The sequence below is a fragment of the Sphingomonas endophytica genome, assembly GCF_001476895.1.
In the GTDB taxonomy this organism is placed as follows: domain Bacteria; phylum Pseudomonadota; class Alphaproteobacteria; order Sphingomonadales; family Sphingomonadaceae; genus Sphingomonas; species Sphingomonas endophytica_A.
Map to the genome: position 1 here is coordinate 12,671 of NZ_LDTB01000018.1, position 20,683 is coordinate 33,353.

Annotated in this window: 14 protein-coding genes; 8 read left to right on the forward strand and 6 right to left on the reverse strand. The window is 67.7% G+C overall.

Features of this window, described 5'->3' with window-relative positions; genetic code table 11:
* Positions 1-64 precede the first annotated feature (64 nt).
* Positions 65-1,174 carry an SPOR domain-containing protein gene (locus NS334_RS07140; RefSeq protein WP_153002623.1) on the forward strand — a complete coding sequence of 370 codons (1,110 nt, stop codon included), beginning with the start codon at positions 65-67 and terminating at the stop codon, positions 1,172-1,174.
* A 3-nt stretch (positions 1,175-1,177) separates the two neighbouring features.
* Here NS334_RS07140 and NS334_RS07145 read toward each other — a convergent pair whose 3' ends face one another.
* Genes NS334_RS07145 through NS334_RS07155 form a run of 3 tightly spaced genes read right to left on the reverse strand, consistent with a single transcriptional unit; the run spans position 1,178 to position 6,106 of the window.
* Positions 1,178-2,395 carry a dihydroorotase gene (locus tag NS334_RS07145; protein ID WP_058755286.1) on the reverse strand — a complete coding sequence of 406 codons (1,218 nt, stop codon included), beginning with the start codon at positions 2,393-2,395 and terminating at the stop codon, positions 1,178-1,180.
* Positions 2,392-3,381 (reverse strand): aspartate carbamoyltransferase catalytic subunit, encoded by a 990-nt coding sequence (locus NS334_RS07150; protein WP_058755287.1) that lies wholly within the window; start codon positions 3,379-3,381, stop codon positions 2,392-2,394. The genes NS334_RS07145 and NS334_RS07150 overlap by 4 nt, the downstream gene beginning before the upstream one ends.
* 55 nt (positions 3,382-3,436) lie before the next feature.
* The gene (locus NS334_RS07155) at positions 3,437-6,106 is read right to left on the reverse strand and encodes a DUF5695 domain-containing protein (RefSeq protein WP_083500310.1); all 2,670 of its coding nucleotides are present in this window, start codon (positions 6,104-6,106) and stop codon (positions 3,437-3,439) included.
* A gap of 83 nt (positions 6,107-6,189) precedes the next feature.
* Between NS334_RS07155 and NS334_RS07160 the strand changes: the two genes are divergently transcribed.
* Genes NS334_RS07160 through NS334_RS07170 form a run of 3 tightly spaced genes read left to right on the forward strand, consistent with a single transcriptional unit; the run spans position 6,190 to position 11,335 of the window.
* Positions 6,190-8,556 carry a glycoside hydrolase family 127 protein gene (locus tag NS334_RS07160; RefSeq protein WP_058755319.1) on the forward strand — a complete coding sequence of 789 codons (2,367 nt, stop codon included), beginning with the start codon at positions 6,190-6,192 and terminating at the stop codon, positions 8,554-8,556.
* Entirely contained in the window at positions 8,553-9,578 is a 1,026-nt protein-coding gene (locus tag NS334_RS07165; RefSeq protein WP_058755288.1) for an Ldh family oxidoreductase, read from the forward strand. The genes NS334_RS07160 and NS334_RS07165 overlap by 4 nt, the downstream gene beginning before the upstream one ends.
* The gene (locus tag NS334_RS07170; RefSeq protein ID WP_058755289.1) at positions 9,575-11,335 is read left to right on the forward strand and encodes a DUF885 domain-containing protein; all 1,761 of its coding nucleotides are present in this window, start codon (positions 9,575-9,577) and stop codon (positions 11,333-11,335) included. The genes NS334_RS07165 and NS334_RS07170 overlap by 4 nt, the downstream gene beginning before the upstream one ends.
* A gap of 1 nt (position 11,336) precedes the next feature.
* On the opposite strand, the gene NS334_RS07175 is transcribed toward NS334_RS07170, so the two are convergent.
* Positions 11,337-12,896 carry a hypothetical protein gene (locus NS334_RS07175; protein WP_153002625.1) on the reverse strand — a complete coding sequence of 520 codons (1,560 nt, stop codon included), beginning with the start codon at positions 12,894-12,896 and terminating at the stop codon, positions 11,337-11,339.
* An 82-nt stretch (positions 12,897-12,978) separates the two neighbouring features.
* Between NS334_RS07175 and NS334_RS07180 the strand changes: the two genes are divergently transcribed.
* Both NS334_RS07180 and clpP read left to right on the forward strand, forming a co-directional pair.
* The gene (locus NS334_RS07180; RefSeq protein WP_058755291.1) at positions 12,979-13,932 is read left to right on the forward strand and encodes a glycosyltransferase family 2 protein; all 954 of its coding nucleotides are present in this window, start codon (positions 12,979-12,981) and stop codon (positions 13,930-13,932) included.
* Between the two features lie 132 nt (positions 13,933-14,064).
* The gene (gene clpP, locus NS334_RS07185; RefSeq protein WP_058755292.1) at positions 14,065-14,754 is read left to right on the forward strand and encodes an ATP-dependent Clp endopeptidase proteolytic subunit ClpP; all 690 of its coding nucleotides are present in this window, start codon (positions 14,065-14,067) and stop codon (positions 14,752-14,754) included.
* Between the two features lie 3 nt (positions 14,755-14,757).
* On the opposite strand, the gene NS334_RS07190 is transcribed toward clpP, so the two are convergent.
* Entirely contained in the window at positions 14,758-16,245 is a 1,488-nt protein-coding gene (locus NS334_RS07190) for a hypothetical protein (protein WP_058755293.1), read from the reverse strand.
* 137 nt (positions 16,246-16,382) lie between these two features.
* On the opposite strand from NS334_RS07190, the gene NS334_RS07195 reads away from it, so the two are divergent.
* Positions 16,383-17,519 (forward strand): glycosyltransferase family 2 protein, encoded by a 1,137-nt coding sequence (locus NS334_RS07195; protein ID WP_153002626.1) that lies wholly within the window; start codon positions 16,383-16,385, stop codon positions 17,517-17,519.
* Here NS334_RS07195 and NS334_RS07200 read toward each other — a convergent pair.
* A complete protein-coding gene (locus tag NS334_RS07200; RefSeq protein ID WP_153002627.1) occupies positions 17,500-18,996 on the reverse strand; it encodes a hypothetical protein in 1,497 nt (498 codons plus the stop codon). The genes NS334_RS07195 and NS334_RS07200 overlap by 20 nt on opposite strands.
* Positions 18,997-19,259: 263 nt before the next feature.
* Here NS334_RS07200 and clpX point away from each other — a divergent pair, with 263 nt between their 5' ends.
* Positions 19,260-20,528 (forward strand): ATP-dependent Clp protease ATP-binding subunit ClpX, encoded by a 1,269-nt coding sequence (clpX, locus tag NS334_RS07205; RefSeq protein WP_058755296.1) that lies wholly within the window; start codon positions 19,260-19,262, stop codon positions 20,526-20,528.
* Positions 20,529-20,683: the final 155 nt, after the last annotated feature.

A 20,683-nucleotide genomic window follows, 5' to 3' on the forward strand; every position in this document is an offset into this window, starting at 1 on the left:
TTAACGCTTCCTCCACCATGCGCTGGCATCCCCGGCGCGACGGATAGTGAAGGATGCCAAGGACATGCGCGCGACGATCGGGCGGCTGGCCACGCTTCTGCTGGCGATCACGCCGCTGGCCGGCTGCGTCACGTCGCAGCCCGGTCTGTCGCGCGCCGCGCAACAGGCGGCGCAGGCGATTCCCGCCGCCGAGCGGGCGGTGATGCTGGACGGACGGGACGCGGATCGGCGCGCGTTGCTCGCCACCGCCTATCTGCGCGCCGGGCGCTTCCGCTCGGCGGCGCGGGCTTTCGAGGATGTCCTGACGCTGCGTGCGCCCGACGCGCGTACCGCCTTGAATCTGGCACTCACGCAGATCGCGGCGGACGAGCGTGCACAAGCGCTGGAGACGCTGGATCGCCATGCCGCGCTCATCCCCCTGGCCGATCGCGGGCTGGCGCTGGCGCTCGCAGGGCAACCGCGACAAGGCGTCGTCGCGTTGATGGCGGCGATGCGCCTTCCGGGTGCCGACGCGCACACGCGGCAGAACCTCGCGCTGGCACTCGCGCTGTGCGGAGAATGGAGCGATGCGCATATGCTGGTCGCGCTCGACCTCGACCCGCTGGCCGCGCGCCGCCGCATTCTGGAGTGGATGCGGTTCGCCCAGCCGCAGGGGGCCGCCGATCAGGTCGCATCGCTGCTGAAGATCACCCCCGCCGTCGATGATCCCGGTCCGCCGGTCGCCTTGGCGCTCCGCCGCCCGATCGAGAAGCCGGAGGCGATTGCGGAGCGCGCGGATACCGAAACGTCCGCTCCGCTGGTGGCGACCGCCAGCGCCGAAGCGGCGACACCCGTTGTAGTGCCGGCGCGCGCGACGGCGCTGGAGCGTGTACCGGCACGGGGACGGTGGTTCGTGCAGGTCGGTGCGTACACCGGCGCGCGGCTGGCGCGGGCCGACTGGGCGCGGATCACGCGGCGCGTGCCGGTACTAAATGGGCGTCGACCCTCTGCGATCGCCTTCACCCCGGGCAGCCGATTGTACCGGCTGTCGGTCGGGGGCTTCGCGCTGGCCGACGCGGACGCGATCTGCGTGGAGCTTCGCGCCCATGGCGGGCGCTGCTACGTCCGCGCCGCGGAAGGCGATCGACCGGTCGCCTGGTATCGGGATGCAGCGGTGCGCATCGCAAGCCGCTGACGGTCAGGCGATCGCACGACCGCCCTTCCACATCGCGATCACGCGCCCCTGTACCGGCAGGCCATCGAACGGCGTATTGCCGGCTTGACCCGGCAAGGTGTCGGCGTCGATCTGCCACGGTGCCTGTTCGTCGATCAGGATCACGTCGCCTGGCATGCCCACCGCCAGCGTTCCCGCTTCCAGCCCCAGCAGCGCCGCCGGTCCCCGCGCCAGCAGCGCGAACAGCCGTTCCAGCGTGATCCGCCCGTCGCGTACCAGTCCCAGCGCCAGCGGCAGCAACGTCGCGGCATCGGCGGCCCCGGCGCTCGCGTCCGCGAAGGGCAGGCGCTTCTCTTCCGGACCACGGGGATCGTGCCCCGAGCATAACAGGTCGATCGTTCCGTCCGCCAGCGCCGCCAGCGCCGCCTTGCGATCGTCCTCGCTGCGCAACGGCGGCGACAGGTGTGCGAAGCTGCGGAAATCGCTCATCGCATTGTCGCTGAGCAGCAGATAGGCCGGGGTGACGCCGCAGGTCACGCGCACCCCGCGCGCCTTGGCCGCGCGCACCAGCGCGTAGCCGGCGGCGGTCGTGACGCAACGCAGATGCAGGCGCGCGCCGGTTTCCTCCGCCAGCATCAGGTCGCGCGCGATCGCCAACGGTTCGGCAAGCGACGGGGCGGACGGCAGGCCCAGCCGCGTCGCGGTCTCACCCTCGGTCGCCACGGCGCCCGCCGCCAGCCCGCCGTCCTCGGCATGCGAGACGACCACGACATCCAGGTCGCGTGCGTACATCAGCACGCGGTGCATCACGCCCGAATCTGCGATCCAGCCGCGCCCGGTGCCGACCGCGCGCGCGCCCGCCGACAGGCACACGGCCATTTCGGCCAGATCGGTACCCGCCAGCCCGCGCGTAGCGGCCGCGATCGGGTGAATCCAGAGATCCGGTCGTCCGATCAGCGCCAGTCGCTGCACCGCGCCCGGTTCGTCGAGCACCGGTACCTGATCCGGCATCGGCGCGACGCGCACGATCCCGCCGGCGCGCGCCGCCGCGCGATCGATCCGCGCGACGCCGACGTCGATGATACCGGGGGCGAGCAGCTTGCCGCGACAATCGACATGCTCGGCGTGGCTCGGCGCCTCGCCCGCAGCGATCGTTCCGTCGACGATCAGCAGGTCGCCGGTCCGCTCGCCGCCCTCCGGGCAGAGAATCCGCGCCCCGGTCAGGTGAAGCGCCTGCGTCATGCCCAGCCCTCCACACCGCGCGCACGCCGCGTCAGCACGTCCAGGCACGCCATCCGTACCGCCACTCCCATCTGCACCTGTTCGGTGATCGCCGATTGCTCGACATGATCGGCGACCGCCGAGTCTATCTCCACCCCGCGATTCATCGGCCCCGGATGCATCACCAGCGCGCCCGGCGCCCGCGCGTTCAACCGCTCCATCGTGAGGCCGTAGCGCATGTGATACTCGCGCGTGGAGGGAACGTAGCCGCCCGCCATCCGCTCGGTCTGCAGCCGCAGCATCATGACCACGTCCGCACCCTCGATCGCCTTGTCGAAGTCGGTGAAGGCGGTGACGCCGAAACGCTCGATCGCGGGCGGCATCAGCGTGGAGGGCGCGCAGACCCGCACCTCGGCGGCGAGCGCGGTCAGCGCGAGGATGTTCGATCGCGCGACACGGCTGTGCAGCAGGTCGCCGCAGATCACGACGCGCTTGTTGGCGATCCCGCCCAGCCGCCGCCGGATCGTCAGCGCGTCGAGCAGCGCCTGCGTCGGATGTTCGTGGCGGCCGTCCCCGGCGTTCAGCACCGGGCAGTCGACCTTGTCCGCGATCAGCCGGACCGCACCCGACGACATGTGCCGGATCACGATCACGTCGGCACGCATCGCGTTCAGCGTCATCGCGGTGTCGATCAGCGTTTCACCCTTTTTCACGCTCGACTGCGCCGCGTGCATGTTGACCACATCCGCGCCAAGCCGCTTGCCCGCGATCTCGAAGCTCAGCAGCGTGCGCGTGCTGTTTTCGAAGAAGGCGTTGATCTGCGTGAAGCCGGCCAAACGCTTGTCGGGGGCGGCGCGGGTGCGATTGGCCTCCACCCACGTTTCCGCTTCATCGAGCAGGAAGGTGATCTCGTGCGGCTCTAAGCCTTCGATGCCGGTCAGGTGGCGGTGCGGAAACACCGCGCCTCCCGGGATCAGCGTGGCGGGGCGGTGGTCCGAGCGTGTCATCGAAGCCGCTGCCTAGTCGCGGGGCGGGAAGGGCGCAAGTCGCGACGCCCGGTGCTCACCGCAGCGACAGGACAACCGTCGTTGCCGCCGACGTCAGCGGAACCGCCGTGAACCCGCGTTCCGCCGTGCCGCGATCCGCGACGTCAGGCGCGCCGCCCGCCGGCGCCTCGACCGAGAGATGCGCGACCGGCGTCGCCGCCGTCGCGGGGTCGAGCGTCAGTTCGATCCGTCGCCGCGCCGGCATCCACCGCGCCCGCGCGATCCTGCCGGCCGCCAGCGTGATCCATTGCCCGGCCGGCGCGACGAACAGCCGGGTGCGCGCACCGTCATGCGGCACGATCTCGATCGCGTCGCCCGATGTCGTCACGGTGCCGCCGAAGCCGAGCCAGCCGAACGTCGGATCGTTCACGAGATAGCTGGCAGCGGCATAAGCATGGCCGAAATACCCCATACCGTAATCGCCGCTGTACGCGTCCCAGCGCATCATATCCGGTTCGGAGTGGAACGCGGCCGAGGCGAAGCCATCGCGGTCGACATTGGTGATCCCGCCCATGAACCCGCCATAGGCGACGCGCAGCAGGTGCAGGTCGGCGGGATCGCGGCGGTAGGCGTCGAACAGCGGCACGGCGTTCAGCGCTGAGCCGTAATGGTGCAACTGCCGCTCGATCCGCTTGACCTTGCCGCCATACAGGAAGTCCCAGTAGCGGCGGGCATTGCCGTTATAGCCCCAGTGCGGAACGGTCGGGTCATAACCCAGGATCACCTCGCGCGTGACCGCCGCCTCGCGACGGTGCCCGAAATATTGCATCCAGGCATAGACCTCCGGCTGGCCGGTCGAATCCCACGCCATCTCGCTGCCGAACGGATAGGCGAGCGTACGCCAGTGATCGGCGCGCGCCTTCATCAGCTTTTCCACCTCGGCGGCCTGCGGGGTCAGACCTTCGCGCTTCAGGTCGGCGAGGATCTCCAGGAAGACCTCGCCCTCCATCTGTCCGAATTGCGCGTAATGCGGGGCGTCGCGCATCATCGCGATCGTGGTGCGATACGCATGGTCGAGATAGAAGCGCCAGTCGTGCCGCGCGACCAGTCCGGCGTGGTGGCGGGCCAGCCGGTACAGCACCCAATGCGCGACCGCGACATGCGGATAGTTATAGGATCGCCCGAGATCGTCGGCCTGCTTGCGGTCCCATGACGCCCAGGTCGACCAGTCGATGCCCTTGTCGTAATAGGCCGGAAATGCCTTGGGATCGTAGTAGAACAGGCTCTTCCTCACCCCGCCGTCCGCGACCTGCAGCTTGCCGAGCACGGTCTCGTCGATCATCCGCTCCAGCTTCGCGATCTCGCCCGCGTCCGGGTGGTCCAGCTGCTTGACGGCGGCGGCGACCCACGCGCCCGCGCCACCCTCGTCGCTCATCCCCGCGATCCAGACGCGCTGGTCCTGCGTGACGATGCGGTTCGCGTCGCGGTCATAGGTCAGGATCGACGGCGCGCGGTGGAAGGGGTCGGCGGCGTCGTCGAACCACTGCCGCGTCGTGGCGAAGCGGCCGAGATCGGCGGACACCCGATCGAGCGGCCCGGTGACATAGTAATGGACGCTCTGCACGCTGCCGTCGGCATAGGTGATGGCGACGCGCGCACGGCCCCAGCCGGTGCCGGTGACACGCCAGTGGTTCCAGCCCTTCGGCCCGGCGACGCGTGTCAGCGACAGCGCATCGGCAGGCGTGACCGCGACCCCGCGCACCTTCTGGCCGGCGCGGACGAACAGGTCGGCGGGGCTGTCGGTCGGCACGACATAGCCGGGAAGGCCGATCGCGACCGGGCGGCGCTCCGCCTGCAACGTCGCCTCGATCGCGCGGATCGACGGCGCGGCGACCAGCCGGACGCCGATACTCCGCCGCTCGCCGGGGGCGAGGGTAAAGCCGGTGGCGGGGTTCCACGGCTGCCCCTTGTCGTCCATCGCCCGCGATGCGACCATCCAGTCGTAGAAGCCCTCGAACGTCTGCTGACGCTTGGTGCGATCGGTGAAGATGTCGCCGGCGGGTGCCTTGGCCGCATCGTGGAGAATGCGATATTGCTCCAGCGGGGTGCGACCGTCGGGCAGGACCAGCAACGCCGGTCCCTTGCCGTTCAGGCGCGTGACCTGAAGATAGCCGGCGTCGTTGCCGATGTACGGATCGACGAAGCTCGCTTTGGCATGGGCCTCCTCCAGCGAGCGATCGGTGATGATGTTGTCGAACACCATCGGCATCCCCAGCGCGCCGATCTCCACCGGCTGCGACCCGCGATTGACGAGCGTGAAGCGCAGCACCGGCGCGCCGCGATCGCGCAACCACGCCCGCTCGACCGTCAGCGGGAAGCCGTCGCCCATCGTCGCGGTCATGTCGGCGTGCGCCAGCACCGCGCCCGAGGCAGGGAGCGCGCGTACCGGCACGCGGTGGCGCGACGAGGCGAAGTCGCGCCATGCCCCTCCGCCGACGCGGAGGCGCAGGTGCAGATCGCCGACGTGCGCATAGCCGTCCCCGCTGCGCTCCCGCGCCCGATCACCGGGTGCGAAGTCGAACGCCGGTTCTGCGACGGGGGAGAGATGCAGCAGCGTCTGGCTGGCCGGATCGAGCGTCAGCGTCAGCGCGCCGACGGCATGCCGCGCCGGGGCCGGGGCGGCCGCGTGGAGCCATGCCCCGCTACCCAGCGCCGCTCCCGCGAGATACAAAGCCAGCCGCCGCATCGATCTGCCCCTTTTTCCGCCCGTTGATCGGTTGACTCCGACCGTTCGTGCCGTATCGTATACAATATTCCGAGGAGATGGAAATGTTGTTGGGCCGTCGTGCGTTTCTGTTGTCGTCCGCGACGGTGCCGATGCTGGCGACGCCCGCCGTCGCGCAGATCGGAGCGGGGTTGCCCGCGAAGGCAGCACCATTTCCGTTGTCTGCCGTGCGGCTGCGCCGATCGGATTTCGCGCGCGCGGTGGAGGTGAACCGCGACTATCTGTTGCGTCTGTCTCCCGACCGGTTGCTTCATAATTTTCATCAGTTCGCCGGTCTGCCGCCCAAGGCGCCGGTATATGGCGGCTGGGAAAGCGACACGATCGCGGGCCATACGCTGGGCCATTACCTCTCCGGGCTGGCGCTGACCCATGCGCAGACGGGATGTCAGGAGTGCGCGACGCGGGCGCACTATATCGTCGCCGAACTGGCGCGCTGTCAGGCCGCGAACGGCGACGGCTATGTCGCGGGCTTCACGCGCAAGCGCAAGGACGGGACCGTCGTCGACGGGAAGGAGATCTTCCCCGAGATCATGCGCGGCGATATCCGCTCGGCCGGGTTCGACCTCAACGGTTGCTGGGTGCCGCTGTACAACTGGCACAAGATGTACACCGGGCTGTACGACGTGATCGACCATATCGGGCCCAGCCCTCAGGCGATGGCGATCATGACCGGGCTGGGCGGCTATATCGACCGCGTGTTCGCGGCGCTGAACGACGATCAGGTGCAGACCGTGCTGGCGTGCGAACATGGCGGGATCAACGAGAGCTTCGCCGAACTGTATGCGCGCACCGACGACCCGCGCTGGCTGAAGCTGGCGGAGCGGCTGTACCACAAGAAGGTGCTGGTGCCGCTCGCCGAGAAGCGCGACGAACTGGCCAACATCCATGCCAATACGCAGGTGCCCAAGCTGATCGGGCTGGCGCGACTGCACGAGATCACCGGGCAGGCGGGCTATGGCACTGCCGCGCGCTTCTTCTGGGAGCAGGTGACGCGGCACCACAGCTACGTCATCGGCGGCAACGCGGATCGCGAATATTTCAGCGCGCCCGACACGATCGCGCAGCATATCACCGAGCAGACGTGTGAGCATTGCAACACGTACAACATGCTGAAGCTGACGCGGCACCTGTACGGGTGGCAGCCGGACGGCGCGCTGTTCGACTATTACGAGCGCGCGCACCTCAATCACGTCATGGCGCAGCAGGAGCCGGTCAGCGGCGGCTTCACCTATATGACCCCGCTGATGACGGGGGCGAAGCGCGAATATTCAGGCCGCGACGGCGAGGAATTCTGGTGCTGCGTCGGGACCGGCATGGAGAGCCACGCCAAGCATGGCGAGAGCATCTTCTGGAGCGGCGACGAGACGCTGATCGTCAATCTCTACATCCCCGCCGATGCGCAGTGGGCGGCGCGCGGGGCGACGCTGGGGCTGGAGACGGCCTATCCGTTCGACGACGCGGTGACGCTGACCTTCACCACGCTGGGCAAGCCGGGACGCTTCCCGGTCGCGCTGCGCGTGCCGGGCTGGGCGAAGGGGCATGAAGTGTCGGTCAACGGCCAGCCCGTGACGGCGGCGCGGGCGGGCGGCTATGCGATCGTCACCCGGCGGTGGAAGGCGGGGGACAAAGTGACGATCCGCCTGCCGCTCGACCTCAGGATCGAGGCGGCGCCGGGGGACGAACAGACGATCGCGGTGCTGCGCGGGCCGCTGGTGCTCGCCGCCGATCTGGGGCGTGCGGACGGCAATTGGGACAGGCCCGATCCGGCGATGGTCGGCACCGACCTGCTCGCCGCTTTCCGCCCGGTCGATGCCGAAGCGGCGCAATATGGCACGACCGGGCTGATCCGCCCTGCCGACCTGACGTTCGTGCCCTTCTATCGCCAGCACGACCGGCGCAGCGCGGTCTATTTCAAGCGCTTCACCGATGCGCAGTGGAAGGTGGAGGAAGCCGGCTTCCTCGCGGAACAGGCGCGGCAGAAGGATATCGCCGCGCGCTCGGTCGACGTGATGCACCTGGGCGAGATGCAGCCCGAGCGCGACCATGCGCTGACGTCCGACATTTCCTATCCGGTGGTCTATCGCGGCCGGAACGGGCGCGATGCGCGCACCGGCGGCTTCTTCGAATTCGCGATGGCGGTGAAGCCGGGGCCGCTGATCCTGCAGGCGACATACTGGGGCGACGAGCGGCCGCGCAGTTTCGACATTCTGGTCGACAATCAACGCATTGCCACGCAGACGCTGGATGCGGACAAGCCGGGGGCGTTCTTCGACGTCGACTATCCGGTGCCGGAGGCGCTGACGAAGGGGAAGAGCAAGGTGAAGGTCCGCTTCGTGCCGCATGACAAGAACACCGCCGGGCCGGTGTTCGGCGTGCGGCTGTTCACCGCCAGGCCCGCGACCGTGGCATGAGCAACGAACAGGTCCGCATGACCCTGGGCGAGGTGCGCGATTATGCGCGCGCCACGCTGACCCGCGTCGGGCTGGCCCCGGCGCACGTCGAGGCGGTGGCCGAGACGATCGTCGCGGGGGAGCGCGACGGCTGCGGGGCGCACGGGCTGTACCGGCTGCTGGTCGCGGCGCATTCGGTCGCGACCGGCGTGGTGGTGCCGGATGCGGTGCCGGTGCTGGAACAGCGCGCGAGCGGAGTGGTGCGCGTCGACGGCAAGGGCGGCTTCGCGCAACTGGCGTTCGAGACCGGGCGCGATGCGCTGGTCGCCGCCGCGCGCGCGAACGGGATCGCGGCGCTGGCGATCAACAACGTCGTCCATTTCGCCGCGCTCTGGCCGGAGATCGAGGCGCTGGTCGAGCGCGGGCTGGTCGCGCTGGCGGTGACGCCCAACCATGCCTGGGTCGCCCCCGCCGGGGGGACGCAGCCGGTGTTTGGGACCAACCCGATCGCGTTCGGCTGGCCGCGCGAGGGCGCTGCGCCGTTCGTCTTCGACTTCGCGACCAGTGCGGTGGCGCGCGGCGAGATCGAGCTGCATCGGCGCGCGGGCAAGCCGGTGCCGGACGACTGGGGCCACGCGCCGGACGGCAGCGACACGACCGATGCCGCCGCCGTGCTGGCGGGCGCGATGCGGACGTTCGGCGGGCACAAGGGATCGGCGCTGGCGCTGATGGTCGAATTGCTGGCCGGGCCGCTGATCGGCGACATGACCAGCGCGGAATCGATCGCCTGGGATGCGGGGCGGAAGGGTTCGCCGCTGGGAGGCGAGCTGATCATCGCGCTCGATCCGGCCGGGTTCCTGGGCGACGCGGCGGCGGAGCAGATGGCGCGCGCGGAGACGGTGTTTGCCGCGATCGAGGGGCAGGGCGCGCGGGTGTCGGGCTCGCGCCGCCACGCGCTGCGCCCGGTCAGCGAGCGAGAAGGTGTGGTGGTGTCGCGTGCCTTGCTGCGCGATATCGACGACGTGACGAAGGAGAAGGCATGACGATCGCGCTGGCGCTGACGCTGTTGATGGCGGCCCCCGCCGCTGCCCCCGCCACTCCAGCCAAGGTGGCGAACTTGCCCGCGGGCGATGCGGCGTTCCGCAAACTGTCCGAGAGCGAATATGCGTGGCGCAAGACGCTGAACGGGCCGGACGAGGATTCGCCGAACAGCAAGAATGCGACGCTCCCCGATGTCGGCCCGGCGGCACAGGCGGCGATGACGAAGCGCTGGACCGAGACGATGGCGGCGCTCGACCGCATCGACCCGGCGAAGCTGTCACCGGCGGCGCGCGACGATTACACCGTCTATCGCGGCCAGATCGCCGCGCTGCTCGCCGAGCAGCAGTTCCGCGAATATGAGAAGCCGCTCAATGCCGACACCAGCTTCTGGATGAACGTCGGCGGGATGGCGCGCGACACGTACCGCGACGAGGCGGCGCTGCGGCGGTATCTGTCGCAGCTGGCCAGCGTGCCGCGTTATTACGATCAGCAGATCGCCAATATGCGCGCCGGGCTGAAGCGTGGGTTCACGCCGCCGCGCGTCACCTTGCAGGGCCGCGACGCGGGCGTGGCGGAGATCGTCAAGGCGGGGGCGGGCGAGGAGTCGCCCTTCTACGCGCCCTTCAGGACGCTGCCCGCGACGATCCCGGCGGCCAGACAGGCCGAGTTGCGCGCCGAGGCGAAGCGCGTGATCGCTGAGGCCGTGGTGCCCGCGCATCGGAAGCTGCAAGCGTTCCTGCGCGACGAGTACATCCCGAATGCGCAGGTGAAGCTGGCGGCCTATGACCTGCCGGACGGGCGCGCCTATTACCAGTCGAAGATCCGCGAGTTCGTGACCCGCGACCTGCCGCCCGAGGAGATCCATGCGATCGGCCTCGGCGAGGTCGCCAAGATCCGCACGCGGATGCAGGACGTGATGCGACAGGTAAAGTGGCAGGGCGATCTGTCATCGTTCCTGAACCATTTGCGCACCGATCCGCAATTCTATGCCAAGACGCCGCAGGACCTGCTCAATCGCGCGGCGTGGATCGCCAAGACGTTCGACGGCAAGGCATCGACCTATTTCGGGCGGCTGCCGCGGATGCGCTTCGCGATCAAGCCGGTCGCGCCCGATATCGCGCCCTTCTACACCAGCGGGCGTGGCGGGCCGGGCATCTATCTGGTCAACACCTATGACCTGCCGTCGCGCGCGCTCTATTCGCTGCCCGCGCTGACGCTGCATGAAAGCGCGCCGGGACATGCGTTTCAGATGCCGTTCGCGATGGAGCTGACCGACCTGCCCGAATATCGCCGCAACGAATATATCTCCGCCTATGGCGAGGGCTGGGCGCTGTATAGCGAGGCGCTGGGCGAGGACATGGGGATGTACGAGACGCCCTATGACACGTTGGGGATGCTCAGCTATCAGATGTGGCGCGCGGCACGGCTGGTGGTCGACACCGGCATCCATGCCAAGGGCTGGACCCGCGAGCAGGCGCAGGCCTTCCTGCGCGACAATACCGCGCTGTCCAACCATGAGATCACGACCGAGGTCGACCGCTATATCGCGTGGCCGGGGCAGGCGCTGAGTTATTATATGGGTGAGTTGGCGTTCCTCGACGCGCGGGCGAAGGCGCAGAAGGCGCTGGGCGAGAAGTTCGACTATCGCGCCTTCCACGACGCGATGCTGAGCCTGGGATCGGTGCCGCTGCCGATGATCGACCAGCGGGTCGATCGCTTCATCGCCGACAAGGGCAAGGGGCCGTACCCGTTGTCGTGAACTATGGGTGCGCGCCGAATGCCTGATGTTCAGGCAATTCAGGCGGGAGGGCGGTAACGTGCGGCCCGCTTCGCCGCCGGGCCGCCAGTGCCGCCGCGACGATGACCGCCGCCACGATCGGCAGCGCCCAGATCACGCGCATGTTGTAGCGGTCGTGCGGGGTCGACATCGCGCCGCAGATCGCGTCGTTCGCCAGCCATCCCAGCACCACCCAGCCGCCGAGCGTCGCCTGCGCGCGCAACGCCGGCCGTCGCGACGCCCAGACCACGATCAGCGCGCTCGCGAGTACCGATGGCCAGCCAAGCGCGGCGACCAGATCGATCGGCACGGTGCCACGATAGGCGGCGGTGTCGCGAATCCGTGCGACGAGCCGCGTCGGCATCTTATCGACGAAGCCATCGACCTCCTCGGGCGAGTAATGGAATTCCTCCAGCCCGACCTCGGTCATTTGATCGACGATCGCGGCGCCCGAGGATCGCAGCACCACACCGGGGTTGTCGCGTAGCACGGCCATCACGAACGGCATCTGTTCGCCCGACAGCGCGCGGGCCTCGGCCGGCGGGATGGTCATGAACACGCCGTTGGCGGGGTTGGGGCTCCAGAGGAAGCTGTCGCTGTGCAGCGGAAGGCGGTCGCGATAACGGCAGAGCACCCAGTTCGCGTCGCGACAATGCCGCCGCGCAAAGTCGGTGCCGACGCCGTCGGCGGTCAGCCGCGCGGTCAGGAACGGCGGGCGGATCGGCGGATGGCCGGTGACGCGGTCGATCGCGATCGCGAATGCGGTATCGCCGGCCAGTCCCAGCGCCGCGGACAGCGCCACCACGCCGATACCCGCCGCCGCTGTCGACGTGGTACGGCGCAGCAGCACCCACAGCGCGGCGGCCGCACCGGCCATCGCCAGCAGGATCAGCGTCGTCGCGCTATGGGTCAGCGCGCCATAGCCTGCGACGGCGGCCCAGCCGATCCGCCCGGCATGCGTCTCGCGTCGCCAGCCGGCCAGCAGTACGGCGGCGGCGACGATCGCCAGCCCGGCGAAGATGTCGGGCATCAGCATCGCGGTGAAATAGGGTAGCGAGGTCACGCCGCCGACCGCCACCGTCGCGGCCACGGCCAGTGCGAACGCGCGCGCGCGCGCCGGATCGATCGCATGACGCACGACGCCGATCAGCACCGCCATGGCCGCCAGTGCCTGAAGCGCGATCACGACCCAGAAGCTGCCGGTCAGCACGCCCAGATAGGCGAGCACCCCATAGAAGGGCGAGCGCCCGGTCAGAATCGGCGCATTCTCATCGGTGACGCGCGGCGCGCCGGTGGTGGAGGGCGGCCCCTTGACCGCCGGTGCCGCGATATGCAGCGTGCGCGCGGTCGTCCAGTCGCTCGACCGGCCCAGCGCGCGTACCGCCAGCGCGTCGATGCTGCGCACATAGGCGGGCGTGTCGGGGAAGAAGAAGGCGTCTCCGTTGACGATCGCCGGCCACAACAGCACCGGGGCGAGCAGCAACAGCAGGAACTGTCGCGGCATCAGCCGGGTGATGGTTGGTTCCCAACGATGATGACGCAACGCGATGCTCCCTCGATTTTAACGCCTCTACCACATAAAGGGCGGTAGGCGAGCGGTCGTGCCAGGCGTGCGGGGGTAATTCATGGGTCATATCGAAACACGGCCGACGATTGCCGTCCTGTTGCCATGTTACAATGAAGAAACTGCGATCACGCAGACGGTTGCGGCCTTTCGCGCCGCGCTGCCCGATGCGACGATCTACGTCTACGACAACAACAGCAAGGATCGCACCGTGGAGGTCGCGCGTGCGGCCGGAGCGGTCGTGCGGACCGAGCGGATCCAGGGCAAGGGCGCGGTGGTGCGCCGGATGTTCGCCGATATCGATGCGGACATCTATGTGATGGCCGATGGCGATGCCACCTATGACGCCAGCGCCGCCCCGGCGCTGGTCGCGCGGATGCTCGACGAACAGCTCGATATGGTGGTCGGGTGCCGGATCGGCGAGGCGGCGGCCGCCTATCGGCGCGGGCACCGGCTGGGCAATGCGATGTTGACGGGAATGCTGACGCGGCTGTTCGGGCGCAGCTTTACCGACATCCTGACCGGCTATCGCGTGTTCTCGCGGCGGTTCGTGAAGAGCTTTCCGGTCCTTTCGGTGGGGTTCGAGATCGAAACCGAGATCAGCGTCCACGCGCTGGAACTCAAGATGCCGGTCGGCGAGATCGATACGCCGTATTTCGCACGGCCCGAAGGGTCGGTGTCGAAGCTGAGCACCTATCGCGACGGATGGCGCATCCTGGGCACGATCGGGACGCTCTACCGGATCGAGCGGCCGTTGTGGTTCTTCGGCGGGGTCGGGTTGCTGCTCGCGCTGCTGGCGATCGTACTCGCGGCGCCGCTGGCGATCACGTATCTGCAGACCGGACTCGTGCCGCGGATGCCGACCGCGATCCTGGCGACGGGGCTGGTGATCCTGGCGGCGCTGTGCGTGTTCGCCGGGCTGATTCTCGACACCGTGGTGCGCGGGCGGCGCGAAGTGCGCCGGCTGGCATATCTCGCTTACGGTGCGCCTGGTGGGGCCGGGCGCGTCGACTGACGTGATCGTTTCGGAACCGCTTCGACTTTCTCAACCATCACGCACTATATGGGCGCCAAGGCGAAGGGGCTTGAACCGCCCTGCGCAAGCGCCGATGTTGTTCTTGTTCCCAAAGCGCGAAAGAGAGTTTCCATGCACAATCCGTTCGAGACCGGCGATTTCGCAGGCAAGCTGGCGAGCGCCGGGATCGGTCTGCACCAGACCACGGCCGGGCTGGTGCCGATCGTGATCGAGCAGTCGAATCGTGGTGAGCGGTCGTTCGACATCTTCTCGCGCCTGTTGCGTGAGCGGATCATCTTCGTGACCGGCGGGGTCGAGGATGGCATGGCCTCGCTGATCTGCGCCCAGTTGCTGTTCCTCGAATCGGAAAATCCGAAGAAGGACATCTACATGTACATCAACTCGCCGGGCGGTGTCGTCACGGCGGGCATGGCGATTCATGACACGATGCAATACATCCGTCCGCGCGTCGGCACGTTGTGCATCGGCCAGGCGGCGTCGATGGGCAGCTTCCTGCTGGCCAGCGGCGAGCCGGGGATGCGCGTGGCGACCACCAACAGCCGGATCATGATCCATCAGCCGTCGGGCGGCGCGCAGGGCATGGCGGCCGACATCGAGATCCAGGCGCGCGAGATCCTGCGGATGCGCCATTTCCTGAACACGCTGTATGCCAAGTACACCGGCAAGCCGCTGGAGGAGATCGAGCGCGCAATGGACCGCGACAAGTTCATGAGCGCCGAGGAGGCCAAGGAGTTCGGCCTGATCGATCAGGTGTTCGACAAGCGGCCGCAGCCCGCCGACGACGCCAGCGCGACTGCGTGACGATCACCGGCGCGGGCCGCCGCTTCGGCCCGCGCCGTCGTTCGCCGATCCCAGCACGAGCAGCAGCCGGCCTTTCCCCTCGACCCGCTGCTTGATGCCGACAGGTGACGTCAATCCCGCAGCCTGGATAATAGTGCGATCGTCGTACATCGGCGCGAAGAAGCGGTGCTCCACCCACAGGATCGTCGGGCAAGCTGCGCGCATCGTGCGTCGCCCGTCGGTCTTCTCGATCACTTCCGGTGTGAAGCCATAGCGTGCCGCCGCCGATCGATAGGTCAGGCGGAACGCATCACGTACGCCCGGAATGCCAAGTACCGGTGACGAGGCCTGCATGAACGGAATCGCGCTGATCGCCAGGACGCGCGTCGTCGGGCAGTCCGACACGATCCTGGCAATCGCGGGGGCGTTCGTTTCCCACCGGCGATTCCACAATCCATACGCGGCCGAGGCCAAAATCCCGACGAGCGCGGCGACCGCGATAGCGGTTTCGCCCCACCGCCAGCGTTCGCAGCCGCGAGCCGCGAACGCCGCGATGACGCCAAGAACGACCGGCACCAGCCCGATGACGTAGCGTGCCAGCAGATTGTGCTGCGCGAGGTTGTACGCAAGAAAGCCGACGAGCAGCAGCATCGTCGCCGCCACGGCGCCGACGACGAACCGTTCGCGCCACACCGCCGCGCCCGGGGGAAGGGCTGCACGCAGCGCGACCACCATCGCGACCGGCGCGGCGACGATCGCGAGGGCCAGGAAGCCGGCAATCGCCTTGATGGCGCTTGCCATGTCGATGTCGTGCCCCGTGCCCGGGGCGGCGTGCGCGAGATAATAAGCGGCGGTTCCGGCGACCGTCACCACCCCGGTCACGCCGGTCGCGACCAACCAAACCGCGACGCGCCATCGCCGGCGGATCACGCCGTCGAGCACCAGCAGCGCCAGCACCACGCCCGCGATCAGCCCGCCGAGATAATGCACGTTGAACAGCAGCAACGCGGTGCCGACCGTCACCGCGATCAATCGTGCCGGGGGCGTATCGCCCGCCTCGAGCAACAGTTTCGTCTGCGCCACCAACGCGGCCGCCCAGATGTACATCAGGAAGTAGGAGCGCAATTCCGCAGCGTAGAGTACGAAGAACGGGCTGGACACCACCAGCATCGCGAACAAGCGGTGAAAGCGCGCGTCCTTTTCGGGAACGGAGCATGCCGCCCACCAGGTCAGCGCCGGCAGCAGCAACGCTCCCAGATTGACGAGCCGCAGCGTGGAGATGGCGTCGCCCGCAACCGGTCGCCACAACCAGACCCAGGCATAATAAAGCGGGGGATGAGCGTCGCGCATCCAGCGATCGTGCAACGCCCGAGCGAACCCGACATCATGGCCTGTGAACCACGAGGTATAGCCCTCGTCCAGCCAAACGCCGCGCAGCAGCGAGACAGCGATCGCCGCCGTGATCGCCGTTGCCACGACGCCATACACCGTCACTTGCCTGTTGTTCGTCATCAGCCGCCCCCCGTGCCGTTGCGGGATTACCCGGAACGCCAGCAATTGTCGGTTATCAGCGCGGTCGCTAGGGTGCAAACCGGGCAACGGGGGGCAGGTCGCAGGGCGGCCCGTCGATTCATGGACGGAGTGATGCTTTGAGTGCGACTGACGTATTAGCGGCCGAGCGGGCCGATCCGGTGGCGGCGCTACCGGCCGAGCTTTCGATCGTCGTGCCGGCGTTCAACGAAGCCGCGAATGTCGGCTTGCTGGTAGAGGCCGTGGCGGCGGCATTGCCCGACATTCGTTGGGAGATGGTGTTCGTCGACGACAATTCGCCGGACGGTACGTCGGCGCGGGTCCGTGAACTGGCCGCCTACGACGCGCGTGTGCGGATCGTGCAGCGCTACGGACGGCGTGGCCTGTCGTCGGCCTGCGTGGAGGGAATCCTCGCCAGCGCCGCGCCGTACGTCGCGGTAATGGACTGTGACCTCCAGCATGACGAGCGTGCGCTGGCTGCGATGTTCGCGACGATCAGGAGCGGCGACGTCGATCTGGTGGTCGGCAGCCGCTACGTCGAAGGCGGCAGTGTCGGGGATTGGAACAGCCGTCGCCTCGCGGCGAGCCGCCTTGCGACGCGCATGGCGACGATGTTGACGCGTACGCCCATCAGCGATCCCATGAGCGGCTTTTTCATGATCACGCGGGACGCCTTCGAACGGTCGCTACCGCGCCTGTCGTCGGTCGGGTTCAAGATCCTGCTCGATATCGCCGCCAGCGCGCCGGCCCCGCTCCGGATCGCGGAGGTGCCTTACACGTTCCGCAACCGCCAGCATGGCGAGAGCAAGCTCGATTCACTGGTGCTCTGGGAATACTTCCAGCTCATCCTCGACAAGGCGTTCGGACGCGTCATCCCGGTGCGCTTCATGAGCTTCGCGCTGGTCGGGATATTCGGTCTGGCCGTCCACTTCGCGATCCTGACCTTCTGCTACGTCGCGTTGGGCACCGCCTTTGCGGTGGCGCAGACGGCGGCGACGGTGGTGGCGATCACCAACAACTTCATCCTGAACAACCTGCTGACCTATCGCGACCAGCGATTGAAGGGGCCGGCATTGCTGCGCGGCTGGCTCACCTTCAACCTGGTCTGCGCCACGGGTGCCGCTGCGAACGTGGGCATGGCCGACTGGTTGTTCGAGCGACATACCTATTGGGTGTTCTCGGCAATCGCCGGCGTGCTGGTCAGCGTCGTGTGGAATTACGCAATGTCGTCCCTTTTCACCTGGCGGCAGCGCTGACGGGAACGATACGAAAGAGTGCGGAATCGCCCGTCTTCCGCAACAGCTGGAGACGGGCGTCTTTTTGTGGCCATTCCTCGGGCGGCACGTGGACCAGCCAAAGGTAGTCGAAGGCGCGATACGGTATCCGCGCGAGAGCCCCTTTGAGGGTCATCATCCCGCAGGGTTCGATGGTGACGAAGCTCGAAGGATCTGCCTGGTACGCACCGGCTTCGGCATAGTGGGTGCGCAGCAGCTGGATGCCATGCAGCGTCCATAGCGAGTTTACGAACGCATCGCGGCGCACGGTCGCGATGCCGGCAAGATGGTCGATACGCGGCGAGGCCCAGTTGGAGAGCGAGTTGCCACAGCTCTGGGCCTGGAGCGTCACGATCGCGCTGCCCGGCGTGACGGCGTCGAGCACCGCCAGCCTTTCCTGCCACTCGCGATCGTAGACCGCCATGCTCGCCGTGAGGCCCGCCGTGCGGATCAGCAGAAAGGCGAAGGCCACCATCGCCAGTCGACGGCGGTTGGCGGACGAGACCGCGCTCGTATCGATGCCCAGAATGAAAAGGGCCAAGCCGTACGGAATGATGCGCTGGTGGAGGAAATCCGCCCCCGCAAAGCGCGCCGGGGTGATGATATAGGCGATGGTCAGCGCGCCGCCCGCTGCGGCGAGCACGGGCGAAATCCGGAGGTCAAGACGCCGGGTGGCCGCCAGCCCCAGGACTGTCGCCACGACCGTGAGACTGGCGAGATCGAACCACATCCACCGGTCGCGAAACAGCGTCACCATCCACTTCGCCAGTTGCAGCGGGATCAGCCACCCACCGACACCGTCGATTTCGCCGGCTGGCTGGAACGCCATCGGCACCAGCGCGCTCAGCAGCGCCAGACACGATAATGAGGTGGCAACGATCGCCGCGACAGGCCGACGTTGCGACAGCTGGATCTGCAGTTCGGCCGCGCCGCACATGATCGCCATCACCGCCCATCCGACGGCATGGGTGGCCCAGACCACCGGGGAGATGGCCACGAACAAGGCAAAGCGCAGCCCATGGCGCTGCCTGTGTCCCAGGTGCAGCCACAGCGACAGCGCCCAGAACGCCATCGCCATCGCCAGGCAATAATTGACGAAGCCGAAGAGGAAGAAATAATTATAGGCCAGCGGCAGCGCCAGGGCCGTTGTCGCCGGAAGACGTCCATGAACCTCGCGCGCCACCAATAGCATCCCGGCGACGGTCAGCAGCGGGATCGTCATAACGGCCAATTTGGTGCCGAGTTCGACGCCGAAAATCTTGCCGACCGGCACCATCAGCACGTCCAGCCCGAGGTTGCCGATGAGCTGCCACTGAAAGCTGTAATAGCGCTGCAGCAGCGGCGAGGCGTCCGGCGCGATCGAGATCGCGTAGCTGGCCATATGCCCTGGCAGATCCAGCAGCGGCGGAATCGTTGGCCATATGAGCGGCACGACCGCCAGCAGCAGCAGCACGCCCACGGCGGCACGCCGCTCCCACCACGCGTGTCCGAGCATGTTCCGTTCCCCCCAAAGATGAGGCGCTGCTTCTGCCCCATGCCACCGGCGACCGGCAAGCGCGCTTCGCCCTTGAAGGCCGCCCATCGAGCATCGATATACGACGGCAGCCGCCGACCGGGGTTGGCCGCTTAACGCCCTTTCAAGGTTGGCGTGGCACCAACCGTTCGGCTAGGCTGTGCGAATCTAAGCGACCGTGGCTAGCGACCACGACAAGGAACCTCTGAATGACGAAACTTTCCGGCGGCGATAGCAAGAGCACCCTCTACTGCTCGTTCTGCGGCAAGTCGCAGCACGAGGTGCGCAAGCTGATCGCCGGACCGACCGTCTTCATCTGCGACGAATGTGTCGAACTGTGCAACGACATCATCCGTGAGGAGACGAAATCGGCGCTGGTCGCGAAGAAGGACGGCGGCGTGCCGACCCCGCAGGAAATCTGCGACGTGCTCGACGATTACGTCATCGGGCAGAAGCAGGCCAAGCGCGTGCTGTCGGTGGCGGTCCACAACCATTACAAGCGCCTGAACCACGGCGCGAAGGGTGCCGACGTCGAATTGGCGAAGAGCAACATCCTGCTCGTCGGGCCGACCGGCTGCGGCAAGACGCTGCTCGCCCAGACGCTGGCGCGCATCCTCGACGTGCCGTTCACGATGGCCGACGCCACGACGCTGACCGAGGCCGGTTACGTCGGCGAGGACGTCGAGAACATCATCCTGAAGCTGCTCCAGGCGTCGGATTACAACGTCGAGCGCGCGCAGCGCGGCATCGTCTATATCGACGAGATCGACAAGATCAGCCGCAAGGCCGAGAATCCGTCGATCACCCGCGACGTCTCGGGCGAGGGCGTTCAGCAGGCGTTGCTGAAGCTGATGGAGGGTACCACCGCCTCGGTTCCCCCGCAGGGCGGGCGCAAGCATCCGCAGCAGGAGTTCCTGCAGGTCGACACGACCAACATCCTCTTCATCTGCGGCGGCGCGTTCGCGGGGCTGGAGAAGATCATCGGCGACCGCCTGCAGGGCAAGTCGATCGGCTTTGGCGCCTATGTGGCGACCCCGGAGGAGCGCCGCACCGGCGAGGTGCTGCGTCAGACCGAGCCGGAGGATCTGCTGAAGTTCGGGCTGATCCCGGAGTTCGTCGGCCGTCTACCGGTGATCGCGACGCTGGAGGATCTCGACATTCCGGCACTGGTCAAGATTTTGGCCGAGCCGAAGAACGCGCTGGTCAAGCAGTACCAGAAGCTGTTCGAGATGGAGGACGTCAAGCTCGGCTTCACCGACGATGCGCTGACCACGGTCGCCAAGAAGGCGATCGAGCGCAAGACCGGCGCGCGCGGGCTGCGCTCGATCCTCGAGGGCATCCTGCTCGACACGATGTTCGACCTGCCGGGGATGGACTCGGTCGACGAGGTGCGGATCGACAAGGACGTGGTCGAGGGCCGCAAGGATCCGGTGCGCGTTTATGCCGAGAAGCCCAAGAAGGCCGGCGAGGTCGCCTGACACGCGATGTCGGTGAGATGAAGAGGGTGGTCGCCGGCAACGGTGGCCGCCCTTCTTCGTGTTCGATGCCGATCTCTCGCGTTTAGGCGACGGCGGCATGTATGTCGCCGCATGGGACGGTAGCGCAGCGTATGTGGCACGCTGTACTCCGGCCT

What these genes read in the sequence shown, in the direction of transcription:
- NS334_RS07140 (WP_153002623.1), top strand. Translation starts at nt 65, where the DNA reads ATGCGCGCGACGATCGGGCGGCTGGCCACGCTTCTGCTGGCGATCACG.
- NS334_RS07145 (WP_058755286.1), bottom strand. Translation starts at nt 2,395, where the DNA reads ATGACGCAGGCGCTTCACCTGACCGGGGCGCGGATTCTCTGCCCGGAG.
- NS334_RS07150 (WP_058755287.1), bottom strand. Translation starts at nt 3,381, where the DNA reads ATGACACGCTCGGACCACCGCCCCGCCACGCTGATCCCGGGAGGCGCG.
- NS334_RS07155 (WP_083500310.1), bottom strand. Translation starts at nt 6,106, where the DNA reads ATGCGGCGGCTGGCTTTGTATCTCGCGGGAGCGGCGCTGGGTAGCGGG.
- NS334_RS07160 (WP_058755319.1), top strand. Translation starts at nt 6,190, where the DNA reads ATGTTGTTGGGCCGTCGTGCGTTTCTGTTGTCGTCCGCGACGGTGCCG.
- NS334_RS07165 (WP_058755288.1), top strand. Translation starts at nt 8,553, where the DNA reads ATGAGCAACGAACAGGTCCGCATGACCCTGGGCGAGGTGCGCGATTAT.
- NS334_RS07170 (WP_058755289.1), top strand. Translation starts at nt 9,575, where the DNA reads ATGACGATCGCGCTGGCGCTGACGCTGTTGATGGCGGCCCCCGCCGCT.
- NS334_RS07180 (WP_058755291.1), top strand. Translation starts at nt 12,979, where the DNA reads ATGGGTCATATCGAAACACGGCCGACGATTGCCGTCCTGTTGCCATGT.
- clpP (WP_058755292.1), top strand. Translation starts at nt 14,065, where the DNA reads ATGCACAATCCGTTCGAGACCGGCGATTTCGCAGGCAAGCTGGCGAGC.
- NS334_RS07190 (WP_058755293.1), bottom strand. Translation starts at nt 16,245, where the DNA reads ATGACGAACAACAGGCAAGTGACGGTGTATGGCGTCGTGGCAACGGCG.
- clpX (WP_058755296.1), top strand. Translation starts at nt 19,260, where the DNA reads ATGACGAAACTTTCCGGCGGCGATAGCAAGAGCACCCTCTACTGCTCG.